At 70.6% G+C, this 19,552-nt stretch carries 13 protein-coding genes; 6 read left to right on the forward strand and 7 right to left on the reverse strand.

The genetic code is table 11. The features are described 5' to 3' along the window. Window positions 1–4 precede the first annotated feature (4 nt). Window positions 5–460 carry a MaoC family dehydratase gene (locus tag ACYQ8Q_RS36925; protein WP_358995703.1) on the forward strand — a complete coding sequence of 152 codons (456 nt, stop codon included), beginning with the start codon at window positions 5–7 and terminating at the stop codon, window positions 458–460. 95 nt (window positions 461–555) lie between these two features. Here the strand turns inward: ACYQ8Q_RS36925 and ACYQ8Q_RS36930 are convergent, their stop codons facing one another. The 7 genes from ACYQ8Q_RS36930 to ACYQ8Q_RS36960 form a co-directional block, all read right to left on the reverse strand. Further along, the gene (locus ACYQ8Q_RS36930) at window positions 556–2,232 is read right to left on the reverse strand and encodes a histidinol-phosphatase (protein WP_460071027.1); all 1,677 of its coding nucleotides are present in this window, start codon (window positions 2,230–2,232) and stop codon (window positions 556–558) included. A 66-nt stretch (window positions 2,233–2,298) separates the two neighbouring features. Then, complete coding sequence (locus tag ACYQ8Q_RS36935; RefSeq protein ID WP_460071028.1) at window positions 2,299–4,158, reverse strand: LamG-like jellyroll fold domain-containing protein; 1,860 nt, start codon at window positions 4,156–4,158, stop codon at window positions 2,299–2,301. A gap of 72 nt (window positions 4,159–4,230) precedes the next feature. After that, the gene (locus ACYQ8Q_RS36940) at window positions 4,231–7,173 is read right to left on the reverse strand and encodes a glycoside hydrolase family 2 TIM barrel-domain containing protein (RefSeq protein WP_460071029.1); all 2,943 of its coding nucleotides are present in this window, start codon (window positions 7,171–7,173) and stop codon (window positions 4,231–4,233) included. Then, the gene (locus ACYQ8Q_RS36945) at window positions 7,170–8,006 is read right to left on the reverse strand and encodes a carbohydrate ABC transporter permease (protein WP_460071030.1); all 837 of its coding nucleotides are present in this window, start codon (window positions 8,004–8,006) and stop codon (window positions 7,170–7,172) included. The genes ACYQ8Q_RS36940 and ACYQ8Q_RS36945 overlap by 4 nt, the downstream gene beginning before the upstream one ends. A gap of 13 nt (window positions 8,007–8,019) precedes the next feature. Continuing rightward, a complete protein-coding gene (locus ACYQ8Q_RS36950; protein WP_460071031.1) occupies window positions 8,020–8,976 on the reverse strand; it encodes a carbohydrate ABC transporter permease in 957 nt (318 codons plus the stop codon). Next, a complete protein-coding gene (locus tag ACYQ8Q_RS36955; protein WP_460071032.1) occupies window positions 8,976–10,262 on the reverse strand; it encodes an ABC transporter substrate-binding protein in 1,287 nt (428 codons plus the stop codon). Before ACYQ8Q_RS36955 ends, ACYQ8Q_RS36950 begins: the two co-directional genes overlap by 1 nt. Window positions 10,263–10,379: 117 nt before the next feature. Then, window positions 10,380–11,399, reverse strand: a complete 1,020-nt coding sequence (locus tag ACYQ8Q_RS36960) for a carbohydrate kinase family protein (RefSeq protein ID WP_460071033.1) — start codon at window positions 11,397–11,399, stop codon at window positions 10,380–10,382. A 180-nt stretch (window positions 11,400–11,579) separates the two neighbouring features. Between ACYQ8Q_RS36960 and ACYQ8Q_RS36965 the strand changes: the two genes are divergently transcribed. From ACYQ8Q_RS36965 to ACYQ8Q_RS36985, 5 genes are all read left to right on the forward strand, one after another. Continuing rightward, entirely contained in the window at window positions 11,580–12,344 is a 765-nt protein-coding gene (locus tag ACYQ8Q_RS36965; protein WP_460073642.1) for a DeoR/GlpR family DNA-binding transcription regulator, read from the forward strand. Further along, window positions 12,341–13,681 (forward strand): 6-phospho-beta-glucosidase, encoded by a 1,341-nt coding sequence (locus ACYQ8Q_RS36970; RefSeq protein ID WP_460071034.1) that lies wholly within the window; start codon window positions 12,341–12,343, stop codon window positions 13,679–13,681. The genes ACYQ8Q_RS36965 and ACYQ8Q_RS36970 overlap by 4 nt, the downstream gene beginning before the upstream one ends. A gap of 98 nt (window positions 13,682–13,779) precedes the next feature. Next, on the forward strand, window positions 13,780–16,842 hold the full coding sequence (locus ACYQ8Q_RS36975) for an alpha-mannosidase (RefSeq protein ID WP_460071035.1): 3,063 nt from the start codon (window positions 13,780–13,782) through the stop codon (window positions 16,840–16,842). Window positions 16,843–16,953: 111 nt separating this feature from the next. Next, window positions 16,954–18,204, forward strand: coding sequence for an alpha-L-fucosidase (locus tag ACYQ8Q_RS36980; RefSeq protein WP_460071036.1), 1,251 nt, complete (start codon window positions 16,954–16,956; stop codon window positions 18,202–18,204). 245 nt (window positions 18,205–18,449) lie between these two features. Next, on the forward strand, window positions 18,450–19,280 hold the full coding sequence (locus ACYQ8Q_RS36985) for a sulfotransferase family protein (RefSeq protein ID WP_460073644.1): 831 nt from the start codon (window positions 18,450–18,452) through the stop codon (window positions 19,278–19,280). Window positions 19,281–19,552 lie beyond the last annotated feature (272 nt).

The following is a 19,552-nucleotide window of genomic DNA, read 5'->3' on the forward strand; positions in this document are numbered from 1 at the left end:
CGATATGAGCATCACGGTGAACGGTCTCGACGAGCTGAAGAAGCTGGCCGGCAGCGACCTGGGCACCAGCGAGTGGATCGAGGTCACCCAGGAGCGCATCGACACGTTCGCCGATGCGACCGGCGACCACCAGTGGATCCACGTGGACCCGGAGAAGGCGGCCGCGGGCCCCTTCGGCGCCCCGATCGCCCACGGTTACCTGACCCTCTCCCTGTTCATCCCCCTGTTCACCGAGCTGCTGGACGTCCAGGGAGTGACGACGAAGGTCAACTACGGTCTGAACAAGGTGCGTTTCCCCTCGCCGGTGAAGGTCGGCTCCCGGATCCGCCTGGTCGGCAAGCTCGCCGAGGTCGAGGACGTGCCGGGGGGCGTGCAGATCACCGTCGACGGGGCGATCGAGATCGAGGGCGGGGCCAAGCCGGCGGCGGTGCTGCAGAGCCTGTCCCGCTTCTACGCGTAGGGCTCCGCCGGTGGAGCCGTAGGGCCGAGGCTGTGGGGAACTGCGGGACCGTTGTGGTTGGTCGCGCAGTTCCCCGCGCCCCTGCCGGGGCGCTCCTAGTGCACGACGTCCACGAAGACCGGGTTCGAGTAGAACCAGGTGTCGGCCCACGGGTCGCCGTCGCCCGGCTGGTGCGGGATCGGGCCGTGCGGGTCGACCGCCGCGCCCAGGTAGCCCGCGCCGTGCCGGTTGCCGTCGCTGCCGCGCAGCCGCACGTAGAAGGACTCGTCGCCGACCGTCAGCGGGATACGCAGGGTGTACGTCCCCGTGCGGCCCGACACGTCGTCCGTGTGGACGACCTTCGTGTCCGGCGCCTGCCAGGTGTCCCGGTCGGTCACCGGGCCGCGCACCGCACCCCGGATCACGTCCACGTGCGCCAACTCCGGCAGGACTCCCTGGGAGTTGGCCCGGGAGGCGGTCGTCACGGTGACGTACAGCGTGACCCTCTCGCCCTTGCGGACGCGCAGCCGGCCGCCGAGGGTGACACCCCGGCCGCCGTCGCAGTCCCGCTTCACCCGCACGTCGAGCCCGTCCAGCAGATGGCCGTGGTCGAGCCAGACCCGGCCGGCCCGCAGGCCCTCCATCACCGCGCGGTAGCCGTAGCGGGTCACACCGACGTGGGTGCGGCTGAACTCGCCGGGCCAGAAGTCGCTTCCGGGCTGCGCGGTGTCCGTGTTCACCGGGTCGGGCAGCTTGCCGGTGTTGTCGAAGTTCTGTCCGGCCGGCCAGTCGCCGTTCTTCCAGGTGTCGAAGACGGTCCGGTGGTTGTCGGAGTTGGTGGTGATCGTGAACAGCCGGCCCTCGGCCAGCATCGCGTCCCACAGACCGCCGACGGTCGCGGTCGCCCAGTCGAATCCGCCGTAGGTGAGGTAGGCGTCCGCCGGGTAGCCCGGCCACGACTGCGCGGACGGCTTGTTCTCGTACTCGCCGCGGATCGAGGTGGCACCGCGCCAGCCGGGGATGGCGGCGCCCTGGGCGCCGGGCGCGCCCTCCATGCCGATCATGATCTCGGGGGCCGCGTCACGCCAGTCGCGCATCTCGTGCGGGGCGTCGATGCCCAGCCGCAGCGGATGGTTGGCGAGGACGAGGACGTCGTCGACATAGCCCGAACGGCGCTGCTCTGCGAGCCACTTGATCGCCTTGACGGCATGGGCCTCGTTGCGGGCGGTGTCGGCGGCGCCGGCCGAACCCTCGGTGTAGCCGAGCAGCTTGCCGTCGTAGGCGAGCTCGAACTGTGTGAGCAGATCGACCTCGTGGGCGCCCGGCGCGGCGAAGACCGTGCCGTGCTCGGCGGCCGGGATGTACCACTCCAGACCCTGGAAGATCAGCCGGCGCGGGTTCTCCGCACGGGCCTTGAGGATCTCCTGGTGCTCCAGCGCGGCGCCGTAGTGGGCGTGGCCGAAGTTGGAGTGCTCGTTGAACACCATCCAGTCCAGGCCGTACCTGGCGGCGGCCCTGGCCTGCTGGGAGAACGTGTACTTGGCGTCGTGGCTGTAGACGGAGTGGACGTGGTGGTCGCCGACGAGGTACGCGAGACGGGGGTCCTGGCCGCCGAGGCCCCGGTCGGAGCGGTCGGAGGCGGCGAACGCGGGCACCGCGGCCGGGCCGAGGGCGAACGCGGCGCCGAACAGACCCGCGCGGCGCAGGAGTCCGCGGCGGGAGACGCCCTGGGCGTCGAGGGCGGTGGGGGAGACGGACGGGTCGGCCCACTCGGGGAGCTGCTGCTCGGTCATGGTGGTGTGAGTCCTCTTCGACGGCGTCAGCGGTACAGGAAGGACGTCAGTGGTTCATGAAGGACGTCAGTGGTTCATGAAGGAGGAGACGGGCAGCGCCCGTGCGACGATCCGGACGTCACCGAGGCGGCCGTGCAGGATCTGGTCGATCGTCCCGCCGTACTCGTAGCCGCCGAGCAGCCACGGCAGTCCGACGGAGGTGATGCCCACGGCCTTCGCCTTCGGGTTGCGCACGACCGGGCAGCCCTCGACGTACAGCGTGGTGTGCGTGCCGTCGTTGACGACGGCGAGGTGCCACCAGGTCTCCAACGGGGTCTCCTGGCCCCAGTTGGTGGCGATGCCCTCCTGGTTCAGCGGGCGCATCGCCCACTGCGGCTCGCGGTCGTTGGACAGGGACAGCGTGGCGAGCGGCTCGTCGGGGTCGTCGCCGGTCTTCCCCGCCGCGCCACCGGTCCCCGTCCGGCTCACCAGTCCCGACCAGGCGTGGTGCGCCGGGTCCCAGTCGGCCGGGAGCCGGTAGAACGCCTCGAGGGTGTAACCGTCCTCGAACGTAGCGGAGTTCAGCGGGGCGCCGTCGACCGTGCGCAGGTAGGCGCCCTCCAGTGGCGACTTGTAGCCGCCGAACTCCAGGCTGCCGTGGCCGGGTTGGTCCGGGTGGTGGTCCGAGGACCAGCCCAGGGTGCCGCCGCTGACGCTGACGAGGGTGAGGTCGTTGCCGCGGCCGGAGAGGTCGCGGACGGTGCCGGAGACGGCCGTACCGTCGTCGTGGCCGTCGAAGCGCCAGTAGGCGACCGTGCCGCGGACGAGGACCTTCGACGCCGGGCGTGCGGGGCGGGCCGGGACCGGGGCGAAGCCGGAGAAGCGGTCGGCGAAGTCGATGTCGACGGAGAACCGGTCGGCGTCACCGCTGAGTTCGATCTCCTGCCGCTCCAGCTCGTTGAGCCCCTTCGCGGCCCGGCCCAGGATCCACGGGGAGACGGTCTCCACGTCGATCACGTCGCGGTCGAGGTCGAAGCGGTACAGGCGGATCATTGCCGCGCCGCCGAAGTAACGGTTCTGGTAGTTCGTCAGGTGCAGATGGACGTCATGTCCCGCCGCGTTCTTGCGGGTCGCCCGTCCGGCGGGCCAGTAGTGGCCGTTGAGGGTGAGGAAGATCTGGTCGTGATCGTGGATCAGCCGGTCCCACAGCTGCTGCCCGTATGCCGACAGCGAGTCGTCCTCGACGACCAGTTCGTGCGTGGTGAGGACGACCGGTGTCGTGGGGTGGGCGGCCAGGACGTCCTTCGCCCAGGCGTACCCCTGGTCCGACAGCCGCCAGTCCAGCGCCAGCACCATCCACTCCCGTCCGGCGGCCCGGAACAGGTGGAAGGTGTTGTAGCCGTCGGGGGAAGCCCCGCCGAACGAGGACTTCCCCCGGAACCGGCGGGGCCCGAAGGTGTCCAGGTACGGGGTCGACCCGCGCTGGTCGGTCGTCGAGGACCGCACGTCGTGGTTGCCGGCCAGGACGCTGTAGCCCACCCCGCGCCGGTCGAGCAGCTCGAACGCCTCCCCGATCGCGGCGAACTCGGCGTCCGCGCCGTTCTGCGTGAGGTCGCCGAGATGGGACAGGAACACGATGTTCTCGCCCTTCTCGCCGCCGTGTTCCAGCAGGTACCGCAGGGACGCCTCGACCGGCGCCTTGTCGATGCTCGGACCGTCGAAGAGGTACTGGGTGTCGGGCATCACGGCGAGCGTGAAGCGGCGGCTCGCGGTGTCCGGGCGCCAGGCGGCCGACGTCGCCTGCGCGGTGGCCGCCTCGGCGGCCGAGGGCAGGGCGACCGTGGCCGTGGTCGCGGCGCCGAGCAGCGCCGTGGCCCGCAGGAAACCGCGCCGTCCGGCGTCGGCCTGCACGGCCTCGCGCGGTTCTTGGGCATGCGAAGTACACACGTGTGCTCCGTTGGGGAAGAGCCGGGGAAGAACTGGGGAAGAGCCGGGGAACGTCCTTGCCGTGATGGGGGGTTACAGGGTGCGCAGGGTCCAGCTCCAGCGATGGACGCCCGGCGCCACGAGGTAGGAGGGGAAGGTGTCGGGACCGCACGAGGCCGTGCCGAGGCCCCGGTGCGCCGCGTCGACATGCACCACGCAGCCCGCGCGCGGCACCAGTTCGTCGTGATGGGCGGCGGCCGTCAGATCGTCGGCGCGGTAGCGCGTGACGGAGACCTGCCGGGGCTCGTCAGGGGTGACCACGAGACCCGGCCCGTCCGGACCGGTCAGGACGAAGCGCCGTACGCCGTGCCGGCCGCCGCTCTCCTGCGGACGCAGATAGGGCGTGAACAACGCGTCGACGGCCAGGGCGTGATGGCCCACCGGGGCGCCCCCGCTGCGGTCCGGGTAGGACTCCCAGGGACCCTGCCCGAACCACTCCAGGCGGTCCAGCCCGGCGACCGTCTCGAAGACCGTCCCGACCCGTGCCACGTCGTCGAACTCCTCGGGCAGCTCGGCGAGTTCGTCCACCCGCACGCCGCCCTCGACGGGGGTCAACACCTGCCGGTGCCGGACCACGCCGGTGGTGCCCGCGTACTCCGCGAGCACGGTCACCGCGTCGCCGTCGCGCCGTACCGACACCACCTTGCGCACCAGGGCGTCCAGGCCCCAGGTCCGCCAGCGCAGCGCCATGCCGCCCAGCTCGTCGTTGTCGGTGGGCGCCCGCCACAGGGACAGCACGGGACCCGCGGTCAGCAGCGGATGGACCAGCAGCCCGTCCGTGTCGACCTCCACGGCGCCGGGGACCGGCAGGTCCTCGGCCGCGACGGCCTCCCGCAGCAGCACCTGCGGCGCGCACACCTCGGTGCCGCGCGGAGCCCACGCCAGGTCCTCGGCGGTCCTCACCCGCAGCGTCAGCCATGCCTCGCCGCCGTCCTCCGGAAGCTCCAGCGGCAGCGGGACCACCGCCGTCTCACCGGGGAGCAGCGAGGGGAGTTCGGCGGGAGCGGTCAGCGTACGGCCGTCCGCGAGCGCCAGTTCCCAGTCGCCCGCGAGCCACTGAAGGTCCCGGAAGTGCTGGTGGTTGGAGACGACCAGCCCCTCGTGCCGGAACAGCTCCAGCCTTACGGGAGCGGCGAGTTCACGGTGCTCGAACAGGACGGGCTTGGGGGTGCGGTCGGGGAAGACCACGCCGTCCGCGATGAACGCGCCGTCGTGGTCCTTCTCGCCGAAGTCACCGCCGTACGCCCAGCGGTAGCCGGGAGCGGTGACACCGTTGTCGTAGAGCCCGGCGCCGCCACGCCCGACCGGTCTTCCGTCGTTCACGGACTGAAGGATTCCGTGGTCCCAGAACTCCCAGATGAACCCGCCCTGAAGACCCGGGGTGGCCTCGATGGCGGCCCAGTGGTCGGCCAGCGTGCCGTTGCTGTTGCCCATCGCATGGGAGTACTCGCACTGGATGAGGGGCTTGGTCTGCTCCCCGGACAGCGCGTGCGCCACGCAGTCCTCCAGCGGCGCGTACATCGGGCAGGCGATGTCGGAGGCGAGGTCCGGGTCCGCCCAGCCGCGCTTGGCCGCCCCCTCGTACTGCAGCGGACGGGTCGCGTCGTGGCGGCGCACCCAGCCGGCGGCCGCGTCGTGGTTGGCGCCGTAGTCCGACTCGTTGCCCAGCGACCAGATGATCACCGAGGGGTGGTTCTTGTCCCGCAGCACCATGCGCGAGACCCGGTCCACGAACGCGTTCAGATAGCGCGGGTCGTCGGCGATCTCATGGGCGTGGTCGTGGGACTCGATGTCCGCCTCGTCGACCACGTAGAAACCGAGTTCGTCGGCGAGGTCGTACAGCGTCGGGTCGTTGGGGTAGTGCGCGGTGCGGATCGCGTTGAAGCCGAAACGCTTCAGCAGGACCAGGTCCGCGCGCATGTCGTCGTACGACACCGTCCGCCCGGTCAGCGGATGGAAGTCGTGCCGGTTCACGCCCCGGATGTAGATCCGCTCGCCGTTGACCAGCAGGTCCCGGCCGACGATCTCGACGTCCCGGAAACCGACCCGGTGCCGTGAGATGTCGGCGACGCCGCCGTCGGCGCGGTGCAGCCGCACCGTCAGTCCGTACAGCTCGGGCGTCTCGGCGGTCCAGGCGCGTACCTCGGGCACGCGCGTCTGCATGCGTGCCTCGCCGAGGAAAGCGGAGACCCGCTCGTCCTCGGCGTTGGCCCGGTCGAAGTCGGTGTCCTGCGTGAGCTCCAGCCCGTCCAGCTCGCCGCTGACGTACCAGCCCTCGGGCAGCGCCCCGCCCGTGTCCCGCACCCGGCAGTCGATGCGCAGCTCCCCGTCCCGGGAGGCGCGCACGGTGACATCGGCCAGATGCAGCGGGTCCGTCGTGTACAGCAGCACCGAACGGGTGATGCCGCCGTGCCACCAGTGGTCCTGGTCCTCGATGTGCGAGGCGTCCGACCACTTGACGACGGTCAGCCGCAGGGTGTGCCGGCCGCCGGGGCGTACGACGTCCGACAGGTCGAAGTCGGCGGCGAGGTGGGAGTCCTTGGAGATGCCGAGAGGACGCCCGTCCAGGTGCACCAGCAGCACGCTCTCGGCGGCGCCCACCTGGAGGACGACGCGGCGGCCGGCCCAGTCGGCGGGGATGTCGATCTCACGCTCGTAGACACCCGTCGGGTTGTCGTCGACCGGCGACAGTGGAGGGATTTCTGTATACGGCATACGGATGTTCAGATACTGCGGAAGGTCGACCGTCGACCGTAGCGGGTCGTCCGTGTTCTGCATGGTCCATACGCCCGGCACGGCCGCCGTCGACCAGGCACCGCCGACCGGCGCGTCCGGAGCGGACAGCAGCTGGAAACGCCAGTCGCCGTCCAGGGAGTGTGCTCCGGTGCGCCGGTCGACGGCGTTCATGGGCAGCCGCCCCCAGGAGGTCACCTCGGGGGCGGTCCAGGGGCGGAGCGTCAGCAGGGGGTCCGTCACTTGATCGCTCCCTTGGCGAGGTCGCCGATGATCTGGCGCGCGCCGACCGCGAACACGATGAGCAGGGGGATGAGCGCGAGCAGCGCGCCGGTCATGACCATTCCGTAGTCCGTCGTTCCGTGGGTTCCGTTGAGCTGGGACAGCGCGACCTGGAGGGTGACGTTGTCGGGGTTGGTGAGGGCGATGAGGGGCCAGGCGTAGTCGTTCCACTGGCCCATGAAGGTGAAGATGCCGAGGAAGGCCAGACCGGGGCGGACCACCGGCAGGGCCACGTGCCAGTACTGGCGGAGGAAGTTCGCGCCGTCGATGCGGGAGGCGTCGAGGAGTTCGTCGTGGATGGCGCTCTTCATGTACTGGCGCATCCAGAAGATGCCGAAGGCGTTGGCGGCTGCCGGCACGATCAGCGAGGTCATCGAGCCGATCCAGCCGAGCTTGGCCATGATGACGAACTGCGGGATGGCCGAGAGCTGGGCCGGCACCATGAAGATGATCATGAGCGAGGCGAACAGGAAGCGCTTGCCGGGGAAGGAGAACTTGGCGAAGACGAACGCCGCCAGCGAGTCGAAGAACAGCACCAGGAACGTCACCGAACCCGCCACCAGCAGCGAGTTGGCCATCGAGCCGTAGAAGTCGATCGCGTCGAGGAGATGGCGGAGGTTCTCCAGGAAGTGGGTGCCGGGCAGCAGCTTCGGCGGGTAGGAGAAGATCTCGCTCGACGTGTGCGTCGACATGATCACGGCCCAGTAGAACGGGAAGGCCGAGAGCAGCACACCGACGATCAGTGTCGTGTGCAGGGCGAGCGCGCGGCGCCGGGAACCCTTGATGGTTGCCATGGGGTGGGGCCTCCTAGTCTTCGCCCCGGCGCTGCACCAGACGCCAGTTGATGATCGAGAAGAGGACGACGACGAGGAAGATGCCCCACGCCACGGCGGCGCCGTAGCCGAAGTCGTTGTTGTCGAAGGTCTGCTGGAAGAAGTAGAGGACCATCGTCCGGCCGGCGTGGCCGGGGCCGCCGGAGAACGTCGAGTCGTTGGAGGTGTTCTGCAGCAGGACCTGTGGCTCGGAGAAGCTCTGCAGACCGGTGACCGTGGAGATCACGAGCACGAACAGCAGCACCGGCCGCATCATCGGCAGCGTGATCCGGACGAACGTCTGCACCGGACCGGCTCCGTCCATACGGGCGGCTTCATACAGTTCACCGGGGATCGTCTGCAGTCCGGCGAGGAAGATGATCGCGTTGTATCCCGTCCACTGCCAGGTCATCAGCGTGGCGATGGCGACCTTGATGCCCCAGGGCGTGTTCAGCCAGGCCACCTGGTCCAGCCCGACGGCCTGCAGCAGCGCGTTCACCAGGCCGAAGTTGGTGGAGAACACCGAGCCGAAGATGATCGCGATCGCGACCACCGAGGTGACGTTCGGCAGGAAGTACGCGAACCGGTAGGCGTTCTTGAACCGGACCGCCGAGTTCAGCAGCACGGCCGTCACCATCGCCAGGAAGATCATGGGGAAGGTGGCCAGCGCCCAGATGACGAGCGTGTTCCCGATCGAGCTCCAGAAGTCGCTGTCGCCCAGCAGGTACTGGTACTGCGACAGTCCGGCCCACTCCATCGGGCCGAGCCCGTCCCAGCGGTGGAAGGACAGATACAGCGAGAAGCCGACCGGGACCAGGCCGAAGCAGACGAAGAGCAGATAGAACGGCGAGATCGCCGCATACAGATGCCAGTATGCGCGCCACCCCTTGCGGGGCGGGGGAGCGGGGGCGGACTCCACGGTGACCGCGGGCTTGTCCAGCGCGGTGGCCATCAGTGGCTCACCCCCAGATGGTCGGCGATCCGCCGGCACTTGCTCATGGCGTCCTTCCAGGCCTGGTCGGGGTTCTTGCCGAGGACACCGACGTTCTTGATCTCGTCCTTGATCGGCTGGCCGAGCGCCACGTCGTAGGGGCTGTTGTAGGCGACGGCGATCTTCTGTGCGGCGGGCCCGAAGACGTCCATGGTGACCTGGCCGCCGAAGAACGCGTCGGGCTCGCGCAGCTGCTCCAGGCCGTACGAGGCGGGCGTGGACGGGAAGAGACCCGCGTCGACGTAGCCCTGCGCCTGGTTGGCCGCGTCCAGCATCCAGGTGATGATCCGGAACGCCTGCTCGGGCTCCCGGCATGCCTTGGTGATCGCGAGGAACGAACCGCCGTTGTTGGACGGTCTGACCGGCATGTCGGCCACGCGCCACCGGCCCTTGGTCTTCGGCACGCCGTTCTTGAGGTCGTTGGTCGCCCAGGAGGCGCCGAGCTGGCTCGGCAGCTTGCCGTCCTGGACGGCGGAGAGCTGGTCGGGGGTGCCGTTGACCAGGTCCGAGACGATCCCGCGCCGCTTGGCCTCGACGGCGAGCGCCCAGGCGGCGCGCACATGCTCCTGGTCGCCGATGAAGTGGCGGTCCTTGTCGACGTACCGCCTGCTGCCCTGCTGCACCGCGTTCTCGAACACGGAGTTGACGTCGGTGAGCAGATACGTGCCCGGGATCCGCTGCTTGAGCCGCTCGCCCGCCGTGAAGAACTTCTCCCAGGTGTCGAGCTCCTTCGACACGTCGTCCGGTTCGTACGGCAGCCCGGCCCTGCGGAAGACGTCGTACTGGTAGAAGTGCGCGACCGGGCCGCAGTCGATCGGGAAGCCGATCATCGAGCCGTCGTCGGCGATGCCCTGGTCCCACTTCCACGCGAGGTACCGGCTCCGGTACTGCTCCGCGCCCAGGGTGCGCAGGTCCACGAACTGGTCGGCGTTGGGCAGATAGGACGCCATGTCCTCGCCCTTGAGACCCGCGACGTCGGGGATGTGGGCCCGGCCGGCCATGGTGGTGATCAGTTTGGAACGGTAGTAGCCGCCGATCTTGATGGCCTTGAGGTCGACCGTGCCGCCGTAGCGGGCCCGGGCCTTCTCGACGACGGTGTCGCCCAGGCCGCCGTCCCAGTACCACAGGACCATGTTCCGGCCGGTCGAACCGGTCGGAACGGCACAGCCGGACGCCAGGCCGCCGAGCGCGGTCGCGGCCGTACCGGCCAGACCGGCGCGCAGCAGGCCTCTACGTGAGAGCCGCAACTGCTCCCACCGCCTTTCGGATCTGTTCGCGTCTTCACAGACGTGATGCACAACCAGGGGCAAAGCTTCGGGCAGGGAAAGAAGGGAAAGCTTCGGGGAGGGAAGGAAGAGGGGTGGTCAGGTCAGCCGGGCGGGCGGGGTGACCGGGGCGTGGCGCACCGGCGGGCCGACGTCGGCCGGGATGCGGTCGGCGAGGAAGCCGTACGCCCGTCTCAGCTCCGGGTCCGTCAGTGACCGCCACCACCGGTCGACGCCGTACCAGCCGGGCGCGGCGAGCGCCCCGCCGTGGTGCCGTACCGACAGTCCGGCGGCGAGTACGGCGAACCGCAGCCGTTCCTCCAGCGGCCAGCCGCCGAGCGAGGCGGCGACGAAGCTCGCGCCGAACACGTCGCCGGCGCCCGTCGCGTCCACGACATCGATGTCAAGGGCCGGGACGTCCGCGTACTCGCCGGTCGTCTGGTCCACCGCGAGCGCGCCGTCGCCGCCCCGGGTGACCACCGCCACCGGCACCAGTTCGGCGAGCGTGCCGAGGGCCGCGACCGCGCTGTCGGTGCGGGTGTAGGCCATCGCCTCGGTCTCGTTGGGGAGGAAGGCGTGGCACAGGGCGAGTTGCTCGAGCAACTCCGCGGACCACTGCTGGCTGGGGTCCCAGCCGACGTCGGCGTAGATCCGGGTGCCGTTCGCCGCGGCCTTGGCGAGCCAGGCCTGCGGCTCGGTCTCGATGTGCACGAGCGCGGTGCGCGCCTCGGGCGGGTCGCCCATCAGGACGTCCTGGGAGTACGGCGGCTCCTGGCCGTGGGTGACGAGCGCCCGGTCGTGGCCGTGCGCGAGGGCGACGGTGACGGGGGTGGGCCAGTTCTGCGCGACCCGGGAGCGCGAGAGGTCGACGCCCTCCTGGCCGGCGATGACCTCCTGGCAGTAGGCGCCGTAGAAGTCGTCGCCGAAGACCGTGGCCAGGGAGGTGCGCAGGCCGAAGCGGGAGGCGGCGACCGCGAGGTTGGCGATGCCGCCGGGGCCGCAGCCCATGCCGGCGGTCCAGATCTCCTCGCCCGGCGTCGGCGGTTTGCCCAGCCCCGTGAGGACGAGGTCGTAGAAGAGCAGCCCGGTCAGCAGTACGTCGGGCCGGTCGTCGTCCACGGGGGCGTCCTCTCGTCGGTGCGGGATGTCGCTGTTCGTCGGGGCGGGATGTCACGGTCGGGGAGCTCGTCAAAACTCTTCATTTCGTGACCGGAATCGTGCGACGCCAGCGGCCTCCGGTCAATACCCGAGCAGAACTGAGCATAGAAATGATTGAAGATGACGAGTAGTGTTCACGGCGTGCTGGCAGAACGACGACATCAACTCATCCTGCGGGCCCTGCGCTCCGGTGGTCCCGCGGCAGTGACGGATCTCTCCGACCAACTCGGCGTGAGCCCCGCCACCATCCGGCGTGACCTGGTCAAACTCGAGGAGGAGGGCCTGCTCACCCGGGTCCACGGCGGGGCCGTCGTCGAGGAGGGCGACCAGCCCTTCGCCGAGGTCGCCGAGGTGCGGGTGGCCGAGAAGGACGCCATCGCCGCGCACGCGGCGGCGATGGTCGCCGACGGCCAGTCCGTCCTGCTCGACATCGGCACCACCGCCTACCGCCTCGCCCGTCAGCTGCACGGCCGCCGCCTCACGGTGATCACCAGCAATCTGGTGGTCTACGAGGAGCTCGCCGACGACGAGGGCATCGAGCTGGTGCTGCTCGGCGGGATGGTCCGCCGCGAGTACCGCTCCCTGGTCGGCTTCCTCACCGAGGACAACCTGCGCCAGCTCCACGCCGACTGGCTCTTCCTCGGTACCAGTGGGGTGCGCCCGGGCGGGCAGGTGATGGACACGACCGTCGTCGAGGTGCCGGTCAAGCGGGCCATGATCAAGGCCGGTGACAAGGTCGTCCTGCTGGCCGACACGGCGAAGTTCCCGGGTACCGGGATGGCGAGGGTCTGCGGCCCCGAGGACCTGGACGTGCTGGTGACGAACGCGCCGGTCGACCCGGTGACCCGCACCTCCTTCGAGGAGGCGGGCGTCGAGGTGGTCGTGGCAGGAAAGGTGCAAGCGTGAAGCTGACGATTCTGGGCGGCGGCGGGTTCCGGGTGCCGCTCGTGTACGGGGCGCTCCTCGGTGACCGGGCGGAGGGGCGGGTGACCGAAGTCGTTCTGCACGATCTCGACGACAGTCGACTGTATGCAGTCGCCCGTGTACTGGCTGAACAGGCCGCCGGTATCCCCGACGCCCCCACCGTCACGGCCACCACCGACCTCGACGAGGCCCTGCGCGGCGCCGACTTCATCTTCTCCGCGATCCGGGTCGGGGGCCTGAAGGGGCGTGCCGACGACGAGCGGGTCGCCCTCGCCGAGGGCGTCCTCGGCCAGGAGACGGTCGGCGCCGGAGGCATCGCCTACGGTCTGCGGACGGTCCCCGTCGCCGTCGACATCGCCCGGCGGGTCGCCCGGCTGGCTCCCGACGCCTGGCTGATCAACTTCACCAACCCGGCGGGACTGGTCACCGAGGCCATGTCCCGCCACCTCGGCGACCGGGTCATCGGCATCTGCGACTCGCCGGTCGGCCTCGGCCGCCGCATCGCCCGGGTCCTCGGCGCGAACCCGCAGGACGCGTGGATCGACTACGTCGGCCTCAACCACCTCGGCTGGGTCCGCGGCCTGCGCGTCGCGGGCCGCGACGAACTGCCGCGCCTGCTCGCCGACGCCGACCTGCTCGGCTCCTTCGAGGAGGGCAAGCTGTTCGGCGTCGACTGGCTGCGCTCGCTCGGCGCCGTCCCGAACGAATACCTGCACTACTACTACTTCAACCGCGAGGCCGTCCGGGCCTACCAGCAGGCCGAGAAGACCCGCGGCGCCTTCCTGCGCGAGCAGCAGGCCCACTTCTACGAGGAGATGCGCGACCCCGGCGCGGCGGCCCTGGCCGCCTGGGACCGCACCCGCGCCGAGCGCGAGGCCACCTACATGGCGGAGAACCGGGAGACGGCCGGCGCGGGCGAGCGCGACGCCGACGACCTCTCCGGCGGCTACGAGAAGGTGGCCCTCGCCCTGATGCGGGCCATCGCCCGCGACGAGCGCACCACGCTCATCCTCAACGTGCGCAACCAGGGCACCCTGTCGGCACTCGACGCCGACGCCGTCATCGAGGTCCCCTGCCTCGTCGACGCCAACGGCGCCCACCCGGTCGCGGTCGACCCGCTGCCCGGCCACGCCACCGGTCTGGTGTGCGCGGTCAAGGCGGTCGAGCGCGAGGTGCTGGCCACCGCCGAGTCCGGCTCGTGGGCGACGGCGGTGAAGGCGTTCGCGCTGCATCCGCTGGTCGACTCCGTGAACGTCGCCCGCCGGCTCGTGGAGGGCTACACCGAGGTCCATCCGGGGCTCGCGTACCTTAGGCGCTGACAGAGAGAGAAAGCGCTTTCCGATCGCCTGCCGATCCTTCCCGAGCCCGACGGCTCTCCCCGCCCGGTTCCTACTTCCCGGTTCCCTGGAGACAACCCATGCACGACGAACGCCGCCGCATCGAGGAGCGCGTCGAGCGCGTCCACAACCAGCGCATCAAGCCCGCGATCTACGCGGCCACCGTCCCCTTCGAGGTCGAGGCCTGGCAGGCGCCGGGGGAGCCCGTCCCGTTCGAGGAGGCCGCGGGCGCCGCCTACGCGCCCTTCGCGATGGGCACCCCGTGGGGTCCGCCGTGGGGGACCACCTGGTTCCGGATGAGCGGGCAGGTGCCCGCCGAGTGGGCGGGCCGGCGGGTCGAGGCCGTCATCGACCTCGGCTTCGTCGGCGACTGGCCGGGCAACCAGGCCGAGGCCCTGGTCCACCTGACCGACGGGACCCCGCTGAAGGCGGTCAACCCGCTCAACCAGTACGTGGCCGTCGGCAACCCGGCGGCCGGCGGGGAGCGGATCGACTACCTGGTCGAGGCGGCCTCCAACCCGGACATCCTGGCGAACGACTTCGCCGAGCCGACGCTGCTCGGCGATGTACTGACGGCGGGCGACCGTCCACTGTATACATTCCGCCGCGCCGACCTCGCCGTCCTCGACGAGCAGGTCTGGCACCTCGACCTGGACCTGCAGGTGCTGCGCGAGCTGATGGTCCACCTCGGCGAGCACGAGCCCCGCCGCCACGAGATCATGCACGCCCTCGACCGCGCCATGGACGCCCTCGACCTGGACGACGTCTCCGGCAGCGCCGCCGCCGTCCGCGAGGTCCTCGCGCCCGTCCTGGCCCGGCCCGCGCACGCCAGCGCCCACACCATCTCGGGCGTCGGCCACGCGCACATCGACTCCGCCTGGCTGTGGCCGATCCGCGAGACCAAGCGCAAGACGTCCCGCACCTTCTCCAACGTGACGTCGCTGGCCGACGAGTACGAGGACTTCATCTTCGCCTGCTCGCAGGCCCAGCAGTACGAGTGGGTGCGCGACAACTACCCGCACGTGTGGGCCCGCATCCAGGAGTCGGTGAAGAAGGGCCAGTGGGCGCCGGTCGGCGGCATGTGGGTGGAGGCCGACGGCAATCTGCCCGGCGGCGAGGCCATCGCCCGCCAGCTCATCCATGGCAAGCGGTTCTTCATCGAGCACTTCGGCGTCGAGACCAAGGGCGTCTGGCTGCCGGACTCCTTCGGCTACACCGCCGCCTACCCGCAGCTGGCCAAGCTCGCCGGCAACGACTGGTTCCTCACCCAGAAGATCTCCTGGAACCAGACCAACAAGTTCCCCCACCACACCTTCTGGTGGGAGGGCATCGACGGCACCCGCATCTTCACCCACTTCCCGCCGGTCGACACCTACAACGCCCGCTTCAGCGGCGAGGAGATGGACCGCGCGGTCCGCAACTACTCGGAGAAGGGTGCCGGGACGCGCTCGCTCGCCCCGTTCGGCTGGGGCGACGGCGGTGGCGGCCCCACCCGCGAGATCATGGAGCGGGCCCGCCGCCTCGCCGACCTCGAGGGCTCGCCCAAGGTGGTCATCGAGCACCCCGACCAGTTCTTCGCCAAGGCCCGCGAGGAGTACCCGGACGCCCCCGTCTGGGTCGGTGAGCTCTACCTGGAGCTGCACCGCGCCACCTACACCTCCCAGGCCCGCACCAAGCAGGGCAACCGGCGCAGCGAGCACCGGCTGCGCGAGGCCGAGCTGTGGGCGACGACGGCCGCGCTGCACGCGCCGGGCTACGCCTACCCGTACGAGAAGCTGGACCGGCTGTGGAAGACGGTCCTGCTGCACCAGTTCCACGACATCCTGCCGGGCTCCTCGATCGCCTGGGTGCACCGTGAGGCCGAGGCGGAGTACGCGCGGGTGGCCGAGGAACTGGAGGCGCTGACGGCCGAGGCGGTCACCGCGCTCGGCGCGGGCGGCACCCGGGTGTTCAACGCCGGTCCGTACGACCGTGCCGAGGTCGTCCGTACCTCGGCGGGCGCGCCGGCCTACGTCGAGGTGCCCGGGAGCGGCAGCGCGCCGCTCGCCGGGGCCGGCGCCTCGCCGCAGCCGGTGACGGTCTCCGACGGCCGCGTGCTCGACAACGGACTGGTCCGTGTACAGGTGGCGGACGACGGCACACTGTCGTCCGTATACGACATCCGGGCGGGCCGCGAGGTCCTCGCCGGCCAGGGCAACCTGCTCCGGCTGCACACCGACCTGCCCAACTACTGGGACGCCTGGGACATCGACAAGCACTACAAGAACCGCTTCACGGACCTGCTCGACCCCGACGCGGTCACCGTCGTCGAGGACGACCCGCTGCTCGGGGCGATCCGCGTCACCCGCTCCTTCGGCAAGGGCTCGACCCTCACCCAGACGATCACCGTCCGGGCCGGCAGTCCGCGCATCGACATCGAGACCGACATCGACTGGCACGAGGCCGAGAAGATCATCAAGGCGGCCTTCCCGGTCGACGTGCGCGCCGCGCACTCCTCGGCCGAGATCCAGTTCGGTCACGTCCAGCGGCCCACGCACACCAACACCAGCTGGGAGTCGGCCCGTTTCGAGGTCTCCGGCCACCGCTGGGTGCACATCGGCGAACCCGGCTACGGCGTCGCCGTCCTCAACGACTCGACGTACGGCCACGACGTCTCCCGCACGGTCCGCGAGGACGGCGGTACGACGACCACGGTCGCCCTCAGCCTGGTGCGCGCCCCGCGCATCCCGGACCCCGAGGCGGACCAGGGCCGGCACCGGTTCACCTACTCCCTGCTGCCGGGCGCCACGATCGGCGACGCGGTCGCCGAGGGCTACGCGCTCAACCTGCCGCTGCGGGTGGCGGAGTCGGCGGGCGCGGCGGAGCCGGTCGTGAGCGTGGAGGGCGACGGCGTGACCGTCGAGGCGGTCAAGCTCGCCGACGACCGGTCGGGCGATGTGGTGGTGCGTCTGTACGAGTCGCGCGGCGGCCGGGCCCGGGGCCTTGTGCGCACCGGGTTCCCGCTGGCCGGCTTCCAGGTCACCGACCTGCTGGAGCGGCCCCGCGAGGAGGACGCGGAGGCGGCCACGGACGCCGACGGCGCCGTCGAGGTGACCCTGCGTCCCTTCCAGGTCCTCACGCTCCGGCTGCGGCGCGGCGCGTAGGGCGAAACCCCTCCGGGCGGGCACGCCCGGACCTCTGCCGGGCGGGCACGGTACTGCACCACCGTGCCCGCCCTTTCCCCGAAGTCCCCCTCTTTGCCGAGGAGTTCAGCCGTGCCCATGCAACCCTGGTTCACCGACGCCAAGTTGGGGATCTTCGTCCACTGGGGCATCTACGCCGTCGACGGCGTCCAGGAGTCCTGGTCGTTCTACGACGACATCGTCCCGCACGAGCGGTACATGTCCCAGCTCGGCCGGTTCACCGGAGCCCGCTACGACCCGAAGGCATGGGCCGACCTGTTCGCCCGGGCCGGCGCCCGGTACGCGGTGCTGACGAGCCGTCACCACGACGGTGTGGCGCTGTGGGACACGGCGTACGGCGATCTGAGTCTCGGGCGCGACTACCTCACCGGCTACGCCGACGCGCTGCGGGAGAAGGGTCTGAAGGTAGGCCTGTACTACTCCCACTCGGACTGGAACCACCCCGACTACGCCAGCACCCGCAAGCCGGGCCGCCCGCCGGAGTTGGAGGACAACCGCTACTCGGAGTGCTCGGCCGAGGACGAGGATCTTCAGGCCTGGGAGCGGTTCATCGCCTACCGGGACGGCCAGATCAGGGAGTTGGCCTCCCGCTACCGGCCCGACCTGATGTGGTTCGACGGGGAGTGGGACCGCAGCGAGGAGCAGTGGCGCATTCCCGAACTCGCGGCGCTCATCAGGTCGTACAGCCCGGACGTCGTCTTCAACGCCCGGATGCTCAGCGAGGGCGACTACGCGACTCCCGAGCAGGGCGCCCCGATCGTGCCGCCGGACGGCCCCTGGGAGCTGTGCCTGACGATCAACGACTCCTGGGGCTACCAGCACCACGACCAGCACCACAAGTCCCTGGCCCAGCTGATCCGTTACTTCACGGAGACCATCGGCGGAGGTGGCAATCTGCTGCTGGACGTCGGCCCGATGGAGGACGGCACCATCCCGCAGCCGCAGGTCGAACGGCTGGAGGGACTGGGGGACTGGATCCGCAGACACGCCGACGCCGTGTACGGGACGGTCCGCGGGCTGCCCGCCGGGCACCACTACGGCCCCAGCACCCTCTCCGCCGACGGCCGCACCCTCTACCTCACCCTGTTCGACGCCCCGCGCGCGGAGATCGGCGTCCGGGGGCTGGCGACGCCGGTGCGCCGGGTCACCGTCCTCGGCACCGGGACCGAACTCGGGCACCAGGTCGTGGGCGGGCTGCACGAGGCGGTCGGGGTGCTGTGGATCGACCCGCCGGCCGGGGCCGACCTCGACCCGTACGCCACCGTGCTCGCCGTGGAACTGGACGGTGAGCTGGAGCTCTACCGGGGCTCGGGCCGGTTCTGAGGATCACGGGCACCCGCACACCCAGCACACACCCAGGTAAGTCATATGAACAATTAAGAAAGCGGTAAGAGGGCAGGTCAGGGGCGGAATGGGGCGTTCCGTGGCCACCGCGCTTCATCTGCGGGACACCTGAACGTCGTCTTGGGCCCCTGGGATGCGGGCGCCAGGCGCAAGAGAGAGGTGTCGACGTGAGGGATACGCGCATAGCGGCGGCAGTCAAGGGGCTGAAGCGCCGCGGGAGACTCATGCGGGAGGCGGTGAGTCCGCCGCGGCGCACCCTGGACGCGATTCCCTCCCCGCGCCGGGAGCCCGCGCCCGCTGCGGCCCCGTACACCGCCCCGGCGGGCCCCCGTCTGGTGGAGTCCCCGGTCTTCGTGCTCTCCTCGGTGCGCTCGGGGTCCACCCTGCTGCGGGTGATCCTCAACAGCCACAGCCGGATCCGCGCCCCGCACGAGATGCATCTGCGCACCCTGCACGTGAAGCTGAGCCGTGACTTCACCGCCGAGGCCATGAAGGCGCTCGAACTCGACCGCACGGAACTGGAGCACATGCTCTGGGACCGGGTGCTGCACCGGGAGCTCACCCGCAGCGGCAAGGAGGTCATCGTCGACAAGACGCCGGCCAACACCCTCATCTGGCCGCGGCTGCACCGATGTTGGCCGCATGCCCGGCACATCCTGCTGCTGCGCCACCCGGGCGCGGTCGTCGCCTCCCTCACCGACCGGCGCAAGGACCCCGACCACGACGCCATCCGCGCCGAGGTGCTCGGCTACGCCGAGAGGCTGGAGGAGGCCCGGCTGGGCCTCGCCGGCGCCCTCGTGGTGAGGTACGAGGAGCTCACCGCCGAACCGGAGCGCGTCACCCGGGAGTTGTGCGCCCACCTCGGGGTGGAGTGGGAGCCCGCGATGCTGGAGTACGGCCGAGGTGACCACGGCGCGTTCCGGCCGAAGCTCGGCGACTGGTCCAGCACCATCAAGTCGGGCCGCATCCAGCCCGCCCGCACCGCCGACCCGGCCCTCGCGCTGCCGCCCCGGCTGACCGGGATCGCCCGCGCCTGGGGCTATCCGACGGGCTGAGGACAGGGCGGGAGCGGGCGGCCGCTCCCCGTGACAGCGGCCGTCCGCCCCGATCCCCCGTGCCCCCGGGCATCCCCCATGACTCCCGGGGGCTGGTGCTTCCCCGATCCCCCCGTGCACCGACGTCGAACGGTGAACCCTGAACCGCGGTGCCTCCGCGCCGGCTCACCGGGACCCTCACGTTCCCCCGTCGTCCCCGGTGAGCCCTCGCGGTTACACCCTTTAGAACCCGCACCTCGCGCCGTGATACACCCCGGGTGAAAGAAATTTCC

It is taken from the genome of Streptomyces sp. YKOK-I1, assembly GCF_054660435.1.

Excerpts from the sequence above, each read along its gene's own strand:
- ACYQ8Q_RS36925 (WP_358995703.1), top strand. The coding sequence starts at position 5 with ATGAGCATCACGGTGAACGGTCTCGACGAGCTGAAGAAGCTGGCCGGC.
- ACYQ8Q_RS36930 (WP_460071027.1), bottom strand. The coding sequence starts at position 2,232 with ATGACCGAGCAGCAGCTCCCCGAGTGGGCCGACCCGTCCGTCTCCCCC.
- ACYQ8Q_RS36945 (WP_460071030.1), bottom strand. The coding sequence starts at position 8,006 with ATGGCAACCATCAAGGGTTCCCGGCGCCGCGCGCTCGCCCTGCACACG.
- ACYQ8Q_RS36950 (WP_460071031.1), bottom strand. The coding sequence starts at position 8,976 with ATGGCCACCGCGCTGGACAAGCCCGCGGTCACCGTGGAGTCCGCCCCC.
- ACYQ8Q_RS36975 (WP_460071035.1), top strand. The coding sequence starts at position 13,780 with ATGCACGACGAACGCCGCCGCATCGAGGAGCGCGTCGAGCGCGTCCAC.
- ACYQ8Q_RS36985 (WP_460073644.1), top strand. The coding sequence starts at position 18,450 with ATGCGGGAGGCGGTGAGTCCGCCGCGGCGCACCCTGGACGCGATTCCC.